We start from the raw sequence: 14368 nt of genomic DNA on the forward strand, positions 1-14368 counted from the left end.
GCATGGCCGTCGCAGCACGTGTGAAACCGAAGGACTTCTTCACCGACGAAGAGTGGGCGCCGCTGGCGGCCCGCTCGTCGTGGAAGGGGATCTGGCTGATCGCCCACGCCTGGCTGACCATCGTCGCGGCGGGCGCGCTGTTCGTGATCTGGCCCAATCCGCTGACGCTGGTGCTGGCGGTGATGATCATCGGCTGCCGCCAGCTGGGGCTGGCGATCCTGATGCATGACGGGGCCCACGGCTGCCTGCACCCGAACCAGAAGGTCAACGACTGGATCGGCCACTGGCTGGCCGGCGCCCCGACCAACGGCGATCTGCAGCGCTACCGCGACTACCATCTGCAGCACCACAAGTTCGCCCAGCAGGAAGAGGACCCCGACCTCGGCCTCTCCGCCCCGTTCCCGATCACGCGCCAGTCGCTGTGGCGCAAGGCGGTCCGCGATCTGACCGGCCAGACCTTCTACAAGCAGCGTATCCAGCCGAGCATCGACGCCTTCAGGACCGGCGCGAGAAAGGGCGTCCCGTTGAGCAAGACGGCGAAGGGCGTCCTGAAATTCTGGTCGCCGTTCCTGATCTTCCACATCCCGGTGATCGTGCTGCTGTCAGCGGTCGGCCTGTGGTGGGCCTGGCCGGTGCTGTGGCTGCTGCCGATGGCGACCTGGTATCCGCTGATCACCCGTCTGCGGAACATCGCCGAGCACGCCCTGGTCGGAAAGGACCAGCCCGACCCCCTGCGCCACGCCCGCACGACCCTTGCCGGCCCGATCGCGCGGCTGCTGATGGCGCCCTACTACGTCAACTATCACTGCGAACATCACATGTTCATGCACGTCCCCTGCTGGAACCTGCCGAAGGTGCACCGACTGCTGAAGCAGAAGGGCGTGATGGAGAAGATGCTGACCGCGCCGGGGTATCTGACGGTGCTGCGGGAGGCGTCCAGCAAGGCCGCCGTAGCGGCCGCCTAAGTCCCGTCAGTTCCCGTACGGCGTATCGGCGATGCCGAGCAGGTCGGGCCGCTGGATCTCGATGGCGCCGCCGCCGTTGCAGGTGATGCGGGCGACCTCGGCGTCGTTCTTCGTGACGATGATCCCGTCCTCCGGCGACCGCAGATCCTCGACAACCGAATAGTCGAAGCCGCCGCGCGTGAACTCCAGCGACTGGTTGCCCTGGATGTAGAGGGTGTAGCGGAACAGGCCGCGCGGGTGCGTCAGCGTTTCCGGATAGCGCATCTCGAGCGCGCCCGGCTTGCCGATCCGGTACTGGATGTAGCCTTCGCGCGCGGAGATCTTACGCGACGCGCAGACGCTGATCGTCTTCTTCTTCGCGCGGCAGGACCAGACGACGTTCTCGGTCGGGGCGCAGAGGGTGGGTTCATGCCAGTCCGCGGCCGGGACGCCAGCGGCCGGCGCCGTCGGCGGGCCGTCGCGCGAGACGGCGGCGCCCGTCGGGCCGAGCACAAGCAGGGCTCCGGCGATGAGACTCATGTGACGACGGTTCATGGCGCGCTCCGGATATCCTGTGAAACAGATGTCAGACGCCATCGGACTGCAAGTCCCGCTCGCCGCCATGGAGCTTGGCGGCGATACGGTCCACAAGGCCCCATGATCACCGACCGCCGGGCCTTCATCGTCGAAAACACCCGCCTCCAGTCGCCGCCGCATGCGCCGGAGCTGGTGCTGCATCTGGCCGACGAGATCACCCCGATCTGGAAGCTGACGGAGGAAGACCTGGCGAAGATCGGGCTGCCGCCGCCGTTCTGGGCGTTCGCCTGGGCCGGGGGGCAGGCGCTGGCGCGCTACGTCCTCGACAATCCGGACATCGTCGCCGGCAAGCGGGTGATCGACTTCGCCTCCGGCTCGGGGATGGTCGCCATCGCCGCCATGAAGGCCGGCGCGGCGGACGCCCTGGCGGCGGATATCGACGCCTATTGCGAGGCGGCCGTTTCGCTGAACGCGGCGGCCAACGGTGTGGCCGTGGCCTTCACCGGCGCGGACCTGCTCGACGCCCATGCGCCTGACTGGGCCGATGTGATCCTCGCCGGGGACATCTGCTACGAGAAACCGCTGGCGGAGCGGGTCATCGGCTGGCTGACGGCGGCGAAGGCGGCGGGCAAGACCGTGCTGATCGGCGACCCGGGCCGGACCTATTTCCCGAAGACCGGTCTGACCCTGCTGGCGGAATACCAGGTCGCCACCACCCGCGAGCTGGAGGACATGGAGGTCAAGCGCACCCGTGTCTGGAGCTTCCCCTGACGGCGCGGCCGCGCTATAGAACAAAAACAGAACATAAGGAGCTCGCCCGATGCGCGAAGATGGCAAGATCGACTATGTGGAGTTCCTCGCGAAGGGGGTTCCCGAAGTAAAATCCTTCTACACCCAGGCCTTCGGCTGGAGCTTCGTCGACTACGGCCCCGACTACGCGGGCTTCAACGAGGGCCTGGATGGCGGGTTCGACGCCGAGGGCGCGGTCAAGCCGCTGGTGATCCTCTATGCCCACGACCTCGAGGCCATGCTGGCGAAGGTCGAGGCCGCCGGCGGGGTGATCGTCAAACCGATCTTCAGCTTCCCGGGCGGCCGCCGGTTCCATTTCACCGATCCGTCGGGGAATGAGCTGGGGGTCTGGTCGGAGGGCTAGGGAGTAGGAGTAGGGAGTAGGGAGTAGGGCTGATGGCGTCCTATCGCGACTTGCTGGTCTGGCGGAAGGCCATGGACCTTGCTGAAGGAACCTACGCTCTGGGAAAGTTGATGCCCAAAGCTGAACAATTTCGCCTAACCGCCCAGCTCTTGCGCGCAGCGGTATCTGTTCCCGCCAATATCGCCGAAGGTCGTGCTCGAACGGGCAAGCGCGAGTTCTTGCATTTTCTCAGTATCGCAAGCGGGTCGCTGGCGGAAACCGAGACACTGCTGATGCTGGCCGTGCGTTCAGGCTTGGTCGAGAGGGAGAGGGCGCTTCCGGTGTTCCGGAACGCCGAAGAAGTCGGGAGAATGCTCACCGCACTGAAGCAGAACCTGCGCCGCAAGCCCGCCGCTTCCTGAACGCTACTCCCTACTCCCTATCCCCTCGCGCCCACCGGCCTATAGTCCCCCGACACAGTCCCCGGGGAGTTCCGCCCATGCGCCGCCGCACCTTTCTCGCCGCCCTGCCGGCCGCCGCGTTTGCCGGTCAGGCGCTGGCCCAGAGCCGACCGGGCAATCCCAACCTGAACCGGCCGGACGTCCATGGCGGCGACCGGATCGACGGCGCGACCTTCGCCAGCCGCTCGGCGGCCTGGGGCGCCCACGGCGCGGCGGCGACCGCCCACCCGCTGGCCTCGCTCGCCGCGATCGACACCCTGCGCAAGGGCGGCTCGGCCATCGACGCCGCCATCGCCGCCAACGCCTGCCTGGGCTTTCTGGAACCGATCGCCTGCGGCATCGGCGGCGACTGTTTCGTCATGCTGTGGGACCCGAAGACGAAAAAGGTCGTCGGGCTGAACGGCTCGGGCCGCTCGCCGAAGGGACTGTCGCTGGAGACCGTCCGGTCGCGGGCGAAGAACGGCGCCATCCCCAGTTTCGGGGCGGTCTCCGTCAGCGTACCCGGCGCGGTCCAGGCCTGGTGGGACCTGCATCAGCGGTTCGGCAAGCTGCCGTGGAAGGACCTGTTCGAACCGGCCATCGCGCTGGCGGAAGAGGGCGCGCCGGTCAGCCAGAACGTCGCCTTCTATCTCGCCGCCTCGGTGCGCCGGTTCACCGGTCCCAGTTCGGGGATCGAGGAAGTCGAGAACTTCCGCAAGGTCTGGATGCCCGGCGGCCGCGCGCCGCGTGAGGGCGAGATGTTCCGCAATCCGGGCCTCGCCGAGACCTATCGCAAGATCGCCGCCGGTGGCCGCGACGCCTTCTACAATGGCGAGATCGCCCAGGGCATCGAGGCCTATTTCAAGCGCATCGGCGGCTGGATGACCCGCGCCGACCTCAACGCCCACAGGAGCGAATGGACCACCCCGCTGGTCAGCGGTTATCGCGGCGTCGACGTCTACGGCCTGGCGCCCAACAGCCAGGGCCTGTCGACCCTGCAGCTGCTGAACATCCTTGAGACCTTCGACGTCAAGACGATGGGCTTCCAGTCGGCCGCGGCGATCCACCATGCGGTCGAGGCCAAGCGGCTGGCCTACGAGGACCGCGCCCGCTACTTCGCCGATCCCGACTTCGCCAAGATCCCGCTCGAGTGGCTGAACTCCAAGGCCTACGCCGCCGAGCGGGCGAAGCTGATCAGGCCGGACAGCATCCTGAACCCGATCTATCCGGGACAGGCGCCATCGAAGGGCGACACCACCTATTTCACCACCGCCGACGCCGACGGGATGATGGTCTCGATCATCCAGTCCAACTATCGCGGTATGGGCAGCGGCCTGTCGCCCGACGGCATGGGCTTCATGTTCCAGGATCGTGGCGAACTGTTCTCGCTGACCGACGGGCACCCCAACCTCTATGCGCCGGGCAAGCGTCCGTTCCAGACGATCATCCCCGGCTTTGCGGTGAAGGACGGCCAGCCCTGGCTAAGCTTCGGCGTCATGGGCGGCGACATGCAGCCCCAGGGCCAGGCGCAGATCATCAGCAACATGGTCGACTTCGGGCTCGACCTGCAGGCGGCCGGCGACAGCCCGCGCTGGCATCACGAGGGCGGGTCCGAGCCGACCGGCGTGCCCCTGGGCCAGCCCGGCGAGCTGCATCTGGAGAGCGGCGTGCCGGCGGCGACGCAGGCGGCGTTGCAGGCGATCGGCTGGAAGCTGGGCCCCAACCCCGGCGGCTTCGGCGGCTACCAGGCGATCGAGCGCTGGCCCGGCCGCTACGCCGCCGCCACCGAGATGCGCAAGGACGGCGTCGCGCTGGCCTACTAGCGGAGAGACCGATGACCCGTGACGAGTTCCACGCCATCGTCATGGCCTTTCCTGGTGTCGAGGAAGGGCCGAGCTATGGTCAGCCGGCCTACAAGGTGAACGGCAAGTTCTTCACCCGGGTCCGCAAGGAGGATGCGAGCGCGGTGGTCATGGAGGTCCCGTTCGATGAGCGCGACCTGCTGATGGAGGTGGAGCCGCAGACCTTTCACTTCACGGCCCACTACAAGGACTACCCCTGTGTGCTGGCCCGGCTGGATACGCTCGATCCCGATCAGCTGAAGGGTTTCCTCGAACGGCGCTGGCGAAAATCCGCGACGAAGGCCATGGTCAGGGCCAGGGAGGCCGCCGGCTGAGGCGGTTACGACGCCGGGGGGCGCATGACACTCTATCGACGGATTTTCGCTGCGTTGGCCTGGGTCACGCTGGGCATTCAGTACGGCCTGTTTCTCAAGGCGCTCACACTGGCCGCGATTCTCGAGCGGACGGTCGAATACGTCAGCTATTTCACCATCGTGACCAATTTTCTGATCGCGCTGGCCTTCTCGGCGCCGGCGTTCGCGCCGGCGTCGAAGGCTGGCCGCTGGTGGTCGGCCGCCAGCCCGCGCGGCGCCGTGACGGCCTTCGCGCTGGTGGTGATGATCATCTACCACCTGCTGCTGCGGTCCCTGTGGCATCCGCAGGGGCTTCAGCTGATCAACGACTACATGCTGCACTACGTCATGCCCCTGGGCATGCTGGTGGACTGGCTGCTCTTCACGCCGCGCGGCGGCCTGCGCTGGCGGGATGCGGCGGTCTGGCTGAGCGTCCCGGCGGTCTATGGCCTCTGGACCCTGGTCCATGGCGCGGTCAGCGGCTTCTACCCCTATCCGTTCATGGACGTGGCCAAGCTGGGCTACCCCGGAGTGCTCACCAACATGGTCGGACTGGTGCTCGGCTTCTACCTGCCGGGACTGCTGCTGGTGGCGATCGACGGCCGGCTCGCGCGAAATCGACCGCAGACCGCGTGACAGGGCGGGGGCGTCGCCCTAGCTTCCGCCGCGCGTAACGGGAGCATCGAACCTTGGCCTATCGGTCGCTGCGGGACTTCATCGCCAAACTGGAAGCGGACGGCGAACTGGTGCGGGTGACCGAGCCGGTCTCGACCGTGCTCGAGATGACCGAGATCTGCACGCGGCTGCTGGCCACGGGCGGACCGGCTGTGCTGTTCGAAAAGCCGGTGATGGAAGACGGCTCGATCTCGCCTATGCCCTGCCTGGCGAACCTGTTCGGCACGGTGAAGCGGGTGGCGCTGGGCGTGACCCTCGGCGGCGAGCCCCGCACCACCGCCGGCGAACTGCGCGAGGTCGGCGAGCTGCTCGCCTTCCTGCGCCAGCCGGAACCCCCGCGCGGCATCAAGGACGCGATGGAGCTGCTGCCGCTGGCGCAGACCGTGATGTCCATGCGGCCGAAGACCGTGAAAAAGGCGCCGGTGCAGGAGGTCGTCCTGAAGGGCGACCAGATCGACCTGACGAAGCTGCCGGTCCAGACCTGCTGGCCGGGCGAGCCCGCGCCGCTGATCACCTGGCCGCTGATCGTCACCAAGGGGCCGTCGGACTCGAAGGAAGACGACTTCAATCTCGGCATTTACCGCATGCAGGTGCTGGGCAAGGACCGGGCGATCATGCGCTGGCTGGCCCACCGGGGCGGGGCGCAGCACTACGGTCGTCACAAGAAGGCCGGCCGCCGCGACCCGCTGCCTGCCTGCGCGGTGATCGGGGCTGATCCGGGCGTGATCCTGGCTGCCGTGACGCCGGTGCCCGACACCCTGTCGGAGTATCAGTTCGCCGGCCTGCTGCGCGGTAGCAAGGTCGATCTGGTGCCGGCGAAGACCGTGCCGCTGATGGTCCCGGCCCAGGCCGAGATCGTCATCGAGGGTCACGTGATGCTCGACGAGTTCGAGGACGAGGGCCCCTACGGCGACCACACCGGCTACTACAACAGCGTCGAGAAGTTCCCGGTGTTCAAGGTCAGCGCGATCACCATGCGCAAAGACGCCATCTACCACACCACCTTCACCGGTCGTCCGCCCGACGAGCCGTCGGTGCTGGGCGAGGCGCTCAACGAGGTGTTCATCCCGCTGTTCCAGCAGCAGTTCCCGGAGGTGGTCGACTTCTGGCTGCCGCCTGAGGGCTGCAGCTACCGCATCGCCGTGGTGTCGATGAAGAAGGCCTACCCCGGCCACGCCAAGCGGATCATGCTCGGCGTCTGGAGCTACCTGCGCCAGTTCATGTACACCAAGTGGGTCATCATCGTGGACGACGACATCAACGCCCGCGACTGGAAGGACGTCATGTGGGCTCTGTCCACACGGATGGACCCGGCGCGCGACATCACGGTGATCGAGAACACCCCGATCGACTACCTCGACTTCGCCAGCCCCGAGAGCGGGCTGGGCAGCAAGATCGGCCTCGACGCTACCAACAAGCTGCCCCCCGAGACGCACCGCGAGTGGGGCGAGCAGATCCGCATGGACCAGGACGTCGTCGACAGGGTCAGCGAGATCTGGGGCAAGCTCGGATTGCCGGGCGACGGCAAGCCGATCTGGAAGTAGCCTGTTCGCGCCGCAGACGTCGCCGGGGGGCGCATGAGTCCGTTCGAGTTCTTCTTCAGCTTCTACGGTCTGCTGCTGGGCTTCTCCGCGGCGGAGCTGGTCGGCGGATTCGCCCGGGTCGTTCATGAACGGCGGGCCGTGCGTATCGGCGCCCTGACCCTGTTGCTCGGCGTGTTCGTCGCCGTGGACATCGCCACCTTCTGGAACCAGGCTTGGCTGATCTTCCGCAACGCGCCGTTCAACCTGTCCCTGCTGGTGCTGGGTCTGTTCGTGGCGAGCACCTTCTACGTCGCCGCGACTTCGGTGTTTCCGCGCGAGATCAAGCCCGGCCAGACGCTGGACGAGCACTTCTGGGCGCATCGCCGGCTGGTGCTGCTGTGCGTGCTGTCGGCCAACTGGATCATGGCGATCAGCTTCTTCGTCTTCGCGAACCTGAGTGGCGAGCTACCGCGGTTGAACCTGCCGCCGATCTTCTGGATCGGCCTGGCGATCTTCACCACCGGGACCCTGGTCGCCGCCCTGGCGCGTCGCCGCCGCGTCGTGCTCGCGGCCCTGATCATCCTTGTGAGCTACCACGCCTTCACTGTCGGCCGGTCTGCTGTGGGACTGTTTCAGGGCGGCGGCTGGATGATGGTCGACGCAACCCGCGGAGCAGCGCGATGAGCGCGTTTGAGTTCTTTTTCAGCTTCTACGGGCTGCTGCTCGGTCTCTCGCTGGCGGCTATCGCCACGGGGCTGGCGACAGCGATCCAGCATCGCAAATCGGTCCGCATCGGCTGGCGCGCGCCGCTGCTCGCGATCTTCGTCGCCCTGGATATCGCCAGCTTCTGGGATTCGGCCTGGACCAATTTCCGGCTTTTGCCGTTCAGCTATGGCCTGCTGGTTGCGGGCCTGGTCATCGCCCTGGTCTATTTCGTCGCCGCCTCGCTGGTCTTCCCCCACCGCATTGAGGACGGCGCTTCGCTCGACGATCACTTCGCGGCCAACAAGCGGCCGGTTCTGTTGCTGCTGATCGTGGCCAACCTGCTGAACGTGGCCGTCTTGCTGGCGGTAAACCTCGACCGCCCCGGCGGGATGACGATCATGAAGACCTATGCGGTGACGATGGCGCTGTATCTCGCCCTGGTCGGCGCGGCGGCCTTTGCAAAAGGCCCCCGTCTGTTCGCGACGATGATCGGTCTGCATACTGCGATCTATCTGGCCATCGCGGTCTATTCGGTGGTCGCCCCGACCGCGCCTGTCGATGAAGACGGACGGGTGAATGTTCGGGGCCCGGCGCCGGCGTCAGCGCCACGCTGAAGTCCATTTCCGGGAAGACTGATCAGGCGTAGGTCTGGCGCCAGTCTGATCTCGAGGTTCCATGCGCACGCTGCTTGTCGCAATCGCCCTGCTGTTTTCGGGAATCCCCGCCATGGCTCAAACGCCTCCTGTGCTCCCCAACGCCCGCCCGTGGGACGAGCCCTTCCTGCCGCCGGCGCCGGCGTGGGACGGCGCCAGTCGCGCGCTGCTGCGCCCCGCGTCTGATCCCTGGGCCAGCGCCTTTGAACAGGACCCGGCGCACGACTTCAGCCCGAGCTATGCCGACACCCGCGCGTGGTTCGACCGCCTGGACAAGGCGTCGAAGCTGATCCGCCTCGAGCCGTTCGGCGTCTCGCCGGAAGGCCGGCCGATCTATGCGGTGATCGCCAGCAAGGACGGCAAGGCCTTCGATCCGGCCAAGCCGGTGCTGATGGTCCAGGCCGGCATCCACCCCGGCGAGATCGACGGCAAGGACGCGGGCATGATGCTGCTGCGCGACATCGCCTTCTACGGCAAGGACGGGCTGCTCGACCGGGTGAACCTGATCCTGATTCCGATCCTGTCGGTCGACGGCCACGAGCGGTCCGGTCTCTATTCGCGGCCCAACCAGCGCGGGCCGCGCATCCAGGGCTGGCGCAACACGGCGACCAACCAGAACCTCAACCGCGACTACATGAAGCTCGACCAGCCGGAGATGCAGGCGGTGCGGGCGCTCATCGTGAAGTACCGGCCCGATCTCTACATCGACGTCCATGTAACCGACGGCATCGACTACCAGTACGACGTGACCTACGGCTACAACGGCGAGGACGGCGCCTGGTCGCGCTCGCCCGCGATCGCCGGATGGCTGGACGCCGTCTTCAAGCCGGCGATCAACGCGGCGCTGGAAGGGCAGGGGCATATCCCCGGCGAACTGGTGTTCGCCATCGACGACCGGGATCCGAAGAAGGGTCTGTCGGACGGCGGTCTGGGCGAGCGCTTCTCCAACGGCTGGGGCTCGGCGGCCCATGTGCCGACAATCCTGATCGAGAATCACAGCCTGAAGCCTCATGAGCAGCGGGTGCTGGGCACCTACGTCTTCCTTGAGGCGGCGCTGCGTCTGCTCGCCGAGCAGGGCGGCGATCTGCGCGCGGCCATCGGCAACGACCGCGCCCTTCGCCCGACGGACATCCCGGCCAACTTCGTCGCCGTCGATCAGCCGACCGCGACCCGCACGTTCAAGGGCATCCTGTTCGAACGCTATGACAGCGCCGCCTCGGGCGGGTCCGAGATCCGCTGGCTGGGCAAGCCGGACCCCGAACCCTGGCTGATGCCGTTTTACGGGTCCCGGCCGACGCTGACGTTGAAGCGTCCGGCGGCCTACTGGATTCCGGGCTACCGCAAGGATCTGATCGAGCGGCTGAAAATTCACGGGGTCGCCATGGAGACCGTGACCGCACCGCGCACCGTGTCGGTCGAGATGCTGCGCCTCAAGGGTCCGAAGGTCGCGCCTCGCACCAATGAAGGGCACGTCCAGATCACCGTGGAGACGGTCACGCCCGAGCGGCGCGACTGGACCTGGAGCCCGGGCTCGGTGCGGATTTCCACCGACCAGCCGTTGGGCGACGTGATCGTGCTGCTGCTGGAGCCGCAATCGTCGGAGAGCTTTTTTGCCTGGGGCATGATCCCCGAAGTGCTGAACAGGGTGGAGTATATCGAGGGCTACGCCGTCGCACCGCTGGCCGACCGCATGCTGGCGGCCGACCCGGCGCTGAAGGCCGCTTTCGAGGCGAAGCTGGCCGCCGATCCCGCCTTCGCCGCCAGTCCTGACGCGCGCCTGGGCTGGTTCTACGAGCGGACGCCCTATTTCGACGACCGCTATCTGTTGTATCCGGTGGGTCGCGAACCGGCCGGTTGAGCGGTCTTGCCCTGCGGGGCGAAAGCAAGGTTAATCCGGCGCCGCTGAAGTCGCGCTTTTCCGGGAAGGACTCTGGATGGATGTCGTCAATCCGGGGCATGCCTCGGCCCTGTGGGTGGGGTTGCACGTCCTGCTGATGCTGGTGCTCTCGCTGCTGGTCGTGCGGCTGCGCAACAAGCACAAGGTGTTTCTCGGCGACGAGGGCATCCCCGAGCTCGCCCAGGCGATCCGCGCCTTCGGCAATGCCGCCGAATATGTGCCGACGGGCCTGGCTGGCCTGATCGTGCTCGACCTGTCCGGCGCGACGCCGCTGCTGATCCATGTCGCGGGCTTTCTGTTGCTGGTCGGCCGGGTGGTGCACGCGGCCGGTCTCTACAACAGCGTCGCCACCTCGATCCCGCGGGCGCTGGGCATGACAATGACCTGGTGCGCCTATGTCTTCCTCGTGGCGGCGACCCTGATTTCAGCGGTCTGGTAGGTCCGCGCGGGTTGCCCCGGCGCCCCGTCGTGCCCATAACCCGGACATGGACGAAACCCTGTTGCATGAGACGGTCGCCGCCGCCCTGAAGGCCGGCGCCGACGCGGCCGAGGCCGTTTTCGCCGAGCGCCAGTCGCTGTCGGTCAATGTCCGGATGGGCGATCTGGAGGAGGTCGAGCGCGAGGAAGCCCGCGACCTCGGCATCCGGGTGTTCGTCGGCAAGCGCCAGGCCGTGGTGTCCGGATCGGACGTCTCCGCCGAAGGTCGCCGCAAGCTGATCGAGCGGGTCGTGGCCATGGCCCGTCTCGCCCCGGAAGATCCCTACGCCGGCTTCGCGTCCGCCGACCGCCTGGCGACCGGCCCGTTCCCCGACCTCGACCTGTTCGACACGGCCGAACCCTCGCCCGAAGCGCTGGAAGACATGTCGCGCGAGGCCGAGACGGCGGTGCGCGCGGTCGAGGGCGTGACCAACTCCGACGGCGGATCGGCCGCCTGGTCAGCCGCGCAGTGGCGGCTGGTGACCAGCGCCGGCTTCTCCGGACTGCACAAGGCCTCCGGTTTCTCGCTGTCGGCCTCGGCGGTCGCCGGCGAGGGCTCGGCCATGGAGCGCGGCGGGGAGGGGCGCACCGTTCGCCACCGCGCGGACCTGCCTTCGGCCACCGTGATCGGCGCCGAAGCCGGCAAGCGCGCCGTGCAGCGCCTGGGCGCGCGCAAGATCGACTCGACCACCGCGCCGGTGATCTTCGAGAACCGCCTGGCGATGTCGCTGATCGGCCCGCTGATCGGCGCCATCTCCGGTCCCGCCGTCGCGCGCGGCGTCAGCTTCCTGAAGGACCGGCTGGGGCAGCCGCTGTTCAGCCAGGGCGTCAACCTGATCGACGACCCGCACAAGGTGCGCGGTCTGGGATCCTCGCCGTTCGACGACGAAGGCGTGGCGAACCGGCGGATGGCGCTGATCGAGGACGGTGTCCTGACGACGTGGCTGCTCAACACCTCTTCGGCGAAGCAGCTGGGGCTGGAAACGACCGGTCATGCCTCGCGCGGTCTCGCCGGCCCGCCGGGCGTCTCGACGAGCAACCTGACGCTTGAGCCGGGCGCGCGCGATCTGGCCGGGCTGATGGCCGACGCCGGCGACGGCCTGCTGATCACCTCGATGTTCGGCCCGTCGCTGAACTCCAACACCGGCGACTGGTCGGTCGGCTGCTCGGGCTTCTGGTTCGAGGCGGGCGAAATCGCCTATCCGGTCACCGAGATCACCGTCGCCGGCAACCTGATCGACATCTGGGGCCGGCTGATCCCCGGCTCGGACCTGGAGTTCCGCGGCGCCGCCAACGCGCCGTCGCTGCTGGTCGACGCCATGCCGATCGCCGGCCGATGATCGACGATCTGGCCCTCATCCTGGACACGGCGCGCGAGGCCGGAGAGCTGGCCCGGCGCCTGAAGGGCGAGGGGCTGGAGACCTGGTCCAAGACCGGTGGCTCGCCGGTGACCAACGCCGATATCGCCGTCGACACCCTGCTGCGGACCCGCCTCGGCGAGGCCCGTCCGGACTACGGCTGGCTGTCGGAGGAGACGGCCGATGACCCGGCGCGGCTGGACAAGTCCCGGCTGTTCGTCGTCGATCCGATCGACGGCACCGTCGCGTTTCTGAAGGGCAAGCCCTGGTGGGCGGTGTCGGTGGCGGTGGTCGAGAACGGCAAGCCCGTCGCCGGCGTGGTGTTCGCGCCGGAGCTGGACGAGACCTTCACCGCCACGGCCGGCGGCGGCGCCTTCCTGAACAGCGCCGTGATCACGGCCAGCGCCCAGGACCGGGTCGAGGACTGCCGCATGCTCGGCGACGCGCCGATGTTCAAGCATCCGGCGTGGCGCGAGCCCTGGCCGCCGATGCATATCGAGACCCGCAACTCGATCGCCTACCGGATGTGCCTTGTCGCCGACGGCCGGTTCGACGCCGCCCTGGCGCTCAACGGCAAGAGCGAGTGGGACCTCGCCGCCGCGGACCTGATCTGCGCCGAGGCGAAGGCGGTCTGCACCGACCACAAGGGCCGCGCCTACGCCTATAATCAGACGAACACCCGTCTCCCGAGCCTGGTGTCCGCCGCGCCGTCGCTGCACCCGTTGATCCTGGAGCGCGTCCGGCATATCGACCTGCCGAACTGACTCACGCGGAAGGGCCCCCGCACATGCCGGACAAACAGCTGCTGCACATCGTCATCGGCGGTGAACTGAAGGACGTCCAGGACGTCGAATTCCGCGACCTCAGCAAGGTCGAGTTCGTCGGCGCCTATCCCAACTACGCCGAAGCCTGGAAGGCCTGGAAGGGCAAGGCCCAGGCCACCGTCGACAACGCCCACGCCCGCTACTTCATCATCCACGCCCACAAGCTGCTGGATCCGGAAGACGACGACCACGCGCATTGAGGGCGACGGGGACATGTACCGCAGGTACGTGTCCCCTAAACCCGGCCGCTCGATTCGGGGACACGTACCTGCGGTACATGTCCCCATTTACTCCCGCCGCAGCAGCTTGTCCGTGAGCAGGGTGCCCCACCAGCTGGCGGTGAAGTCGTTCTTGATCTTCACCCGGTCGTAGGCGTCGCTCTGCACCCAGTCGACGAAGCTGATGCCCTTCGGCTCGGCCTCTTCGAGATAGCGCTCGAACACGTAGTCCAGCACGCCGGTCTTGCCCTGCTTCATGTGCAGGGTGCGCAGGCCCAGCTCGGTCATCGCCTCGCGGATCGGATGGCCGAGGTGAAAGTGGCGGTAGAAGACGCTCATGATGCCGGCCCGGTCCGCGCCGGACTTGCAGTGCATCAGGGCCGGATACTCGATGCTCTGGAACAGGTCGCGGGCGCCCAGAACCGTCTCGCGGCGCGGCACCTCGCGGGAGGTGATGGTGAAGTCGACCATCTTGAGACCCAGCCGCTGGCAGGCGTCGCGCTCCAGCACATAGAAGCCGGTGTCGAACCCGCCGCGCAGGTTGATGATGGTCTTGATGCCGTCGCGCTTCCAGTAGCCGAGCTGGTACGGCCAGGGCTGCGCGGCGCGGACCATGTCCGGTCCGATCCAGTGGGCGTTGGAGAATCCGACGCGCAGGAAGGCGTGGTCACCCCAGATGGAATGCCAGTAGGCCTTGAATCGGCCCCAGCCGGTTGAAAGGTCGAAACGCGTCGACAAGTGGCGCTCCCTGCAAGAGCGTCCTAAGTAGGGCTCTCCGCGCCGAACGCAAA

General features: G+C 67.4%; 17 protein-coding genes. 15 read left to right on the forward strand and 2 right to left on the reverse strand.

Going from position 1 to position 14368, the window contains the following annotated elements; all coding sequences use genetic code 11:
* Positions 1-2 precede the first annotated feature (2 nt).
* Positions 3-965: a fatty acid desaturase family protein gene (locus tag AC3WJT_RS07420; RefSeq protein WP_492342466.1), complete on the forward strand. Its 963-nt coding sequence runs from the start codon at positions 3-5 to the stop codon at positions 963-965.
* A 6-nt stretch (positions 966-971) separates the two neighbouring features.
* Here AC3WJT_RS07420 and AC3WJT_RS07425 read toward each other — a convergent pair whose 3' ends face one another.
* Positions 972-1499: a hypothetical protein gene (locus AC3WJT_RS07425; RefSeq protein ID WP_492342467.1), complete on the reverse strand. Its 528-nt coding sequence runs from the start codon at positions 1497-1499 to the stop codon at positions 972-974.
* A gap of 102 nt (positions 1500-1601) precedes the next feature.
* Here AC3WJT_RS07425 and AC3WJT_RS07430 point away from each other — a divergent pair, with 102 nt between their 5' ends.
* The 14 genes from AC3WJT_RS07430 (at position 1602) to AC3WJT_RS07495 (ending at position 13559) form a co-directional block, all read left to right on the forward strand.
* The gene (locus AC3WJT_RS07430) at positions 1602-2252 is read left to right on the forward strand and encodes a class I SAM-dependent methyltransferase (RefSeq protein WP_492342468.1); all 651 of its coding nucleotides are present in this window, start codon (positions 1602-1604) and stop codon (positions 2250-2252) included.
* Between the two features lie 49 nt (positions 2253-2301).
* Positions 2302-2634 carry a VOC family protein gene (locus tag AC3WJT_RS07435; protein WP_492342469.1) on the forward strand — a complete coding sequence of 111 codons (333 nt, stop codon included), beginning with the start codon at positions 2302-2304 and terminating at the stop codon, positions 2632-2634.
* Positions 2635-2666: 32 nt separating this feature from the next.
* Complete coding sequence (locus AC3WJT_RS07440; RefSeq protein ID WP_492342470.1) at positions 2667-3035, forward strand: four helix bundle protein; 369 nt, start codon at positions 2667-2669, stop codon at positions 3033-3035.
* Positions 3036-3112: 77 nt separating this feature from the next.
* On the forward strand, positions 3113-4876 hold the full coding sequence (ggt, locus tag AC3WJT_RS07445; protein WP_492342471.1) for a gamma-glutamyltransferase: 1764 nt from the start codon (positions 3113-3115) through the stop codon (positions 4874-4876).
* Between the two features lie 11 nt (positions 4877-4887).
* Positions 4888-5229, forward strand: a complete 342-nt coding sequence (locus AC3WJT_RS07450) for an MmcQ/YjbR family DNA-binding protein (RefSeq protein ID WP_492342472.1) — start codon at positions 4888-4890, stop codon at positions 5227-5229.
* Between the two features lie 24 nt (positions 5230-5253).
* Complete coding sequence (locus tag AC3WJT_RS07455) at positions 5254-5883, forward strand: Pr6Pr family membrane protein (protein ID WP_492342473.1); 630 nt, start codon at positions 5254-5256, stop codon at positions 5881-5883.
* A gap of 53 nt (positions 5884-5936) precedes the next feature.
* Complete coding sequence (locus AC3WJT_RS07460; protein WP_492342474.1) at positions 5937-7466, forward strand: UbiD family decarboxylase; 1530 nt, start codon at positions 5937-5939, stop codon at positions 7464-7466.
* Positions 7467-7499: 33 nt separating this feature from the next.
* Entirely contained in the window at positions 7500-8129 is a 630-nt protein-coding gene (locus AC3WJT_RS07465; RefSeq protein WP_492342475.1) for a hypothetical protein, read from the forward strand.
* Positions 8126-8764, forward strand: coding sequence for a hypothetical protein (locus AC3WJT_RS07470; RefSeq protein WP_492342476.1), 639 nt, complete (start codon positions 8126-8128; stop codon positions 8762-8764). Before AC3WJT_RS07465 ends, AC3WJT_RS07470 begins: the two co-directional genes overlap by 4 nt.
* A gap of 61 nt (positions 8765-8825) precedes the next feature.
* Positions 8826-10661, forward strand: a complete 1836-nt coding sequence (locus AC3WJT_RS07475) for a M14 family metallopeptidase (protein ID WP_492342477.1) — start codon at positions 8826-8828, stop codon at positions 10659-10661.
* A gap of 76 nt (positions 10662-10737) precedes the next feature.
* Entirely contained in the window at positions 10738-11139 is a 402-nt protein-coding gene (locus tag AC3WJT_RS07480; RefSeq protein WP_492342478.1) for an MAPEG family protein, read from the forward strand.
* A 46-nt stretch (positions 11140-11185) separates the two neighbouring features.
* On the forward strand, positions 11186-12517 hold the full coding sequence (locus AC3WJT_RS07485) for a TldD/PmbA family protein (RefSeq protein WP_492342479.1): 1332 nt from the start codon (positions 11186-11188) through the stop codon (positions 12515-12517).
* On the forward strand, positions 12517-13299 hold the full coding sequence (locus tag AC3WJT_RS07490; RefSeq protein ID WP_492343334.1) for a 3'(2'),5'-bisphosphate nucleotidase CysQ: 783 nt from the start codon (positions 12517-12519) through the stop codon (positions 13297-13299). Before AC3WJT_RS07485 ends, AC3WJT_RS07490 begins: the two co-directional genes overlap by 1 nt.
* 23 nt (positions 13300-13322) lie before the next feature.
* Positions 13323-13559 (forward strand): DUF4170 domain-containing protein, encoded by a 237-nt coding sequence (locus tag AC3WJT_RS07495; RefSeq protein WP_492342480.1) that lies wholly within the window; start codon positions 13323-13325, stop codon positions 13557-13559.
* An 87-nt stretch (positions 13560-13646) separates the two neighbouring features.
* Here AC3WJT_RS07495 and AC3WJT_RS07500 read toward each other — a convergent pair whose 3' ends face one another.
* Entirely contained in the window at positions 13647-14315 is a 669-nt protein-coding gene (locus AC3WJT_RS07500) for a fused DSP-PTPase phosphatase/NAD kinase-like protein (RefSeq protein WP_492342481.1), read from the reverse strand.
* Between the last annotated feature and the right edge of the window lie 53 nt (positions 14316-14368).

The sequence above is a fragment of the Caulobacter sp. FW305-C-30-S16 genome, assembly GCF_058783025.1.

Coding starts and splice junctions, on each gene's coding strand:
- AC3WJT_RS07420 (WP_492342466.1), top strand. CDS start 3: ATGGCCGTCGCAGCACGTGTGAAACCGAAGGACTTCTTCACCGACGAA.
- AC3WJT_RS07425 (WP_492342467.1), bottom strand. CDS start 1,499: ATGAACCGTCGTCACATGAGTCTCATCGCCGGAGCCCTGCTTGTGCTC.
- AC3WJT_RS07430 (WP_492342468.1), top strand. CDS start 1,602: ATGATCACCGACCGCCGGGCCTTCATCGTCGAAAACACCCGCCTCCAG.
- AC3WJT_RS07435 (WP_492342469.1), top strand. CDS start 2,302: ATGCGCGAAGATGGCAAGATCGACTATGTGGAGTTCCTCGCGAAGGGG.
- AC3WJT_RS07440 (WP_492342470.1), top strand. CDS start 2,667: ATGGCGTCCTATCGCGACTTGCTGGTCTGGCGGAAGGCCATGGACCTT.
- ggt (WP_492342471.1), top strand. CDS start 3,113: ATGCGCCGCCGCACCTTTCTCGCCGCCCTGCCGGCCGCCGCGTTTGCC.
- AC3WJT_RS07450 (WP_492342472.1), top strand. CDS start 4,888: ATGACCCGTGACGAGTTCCACGCCATCGTCATGGCCTTTCCTGGTGTC.
- AC3WJT_RS07455 (WP_492342473.1), top strand. CDS start 5,254: ATGACACTCTATCGACGGATTTTCGCTGCGTTGGCCTGGGTCACGCTG.
- AC3WJT_RS07465 (WP_492342475.1), top strand. CDS start 7,500: ATGAGTCCGTTCGAGTTCTTCTTCAGCTTCTACGGTCTGCTGCTGGGC.
- AC3WJT_RS07470 (WP_492342476.1), top strand. CDS start 8,126: ATGAGCGCGTTTGAGTTCTTTTTCAGCTTCTACGGGCTGCTGCTCGGT.
- AC3WJT_RS07475 (WP_492342477.1), top strand. CDS start 8,826: ATGCGCACGCTGCTTGTCGCAATCGCCCTGCTGTTTTCGGGAATCCCC.
- AC3WJT_RS07480 (WP_492342478.1), top strand. CDS start 10,738: ATGGATGTCGTCAATCCGGGGCATGCCTCGGCCCTGTGGGTGGGGTTG.
- AC3WJT_RS07485 (WP_492342479.1), top strand. CDS start 11,186: ATGGACGAAACCCTGTTGCATGAGACGGTCGCCGCCGCCCTGAAGGCC.
- AC3WJT_RS07495 (WP_492342480.1), top strand. CDS start 13,323: ATGCCGGACAAACAGCTGCTGCACATCGTCATCGGCGGTGAACTGAAG.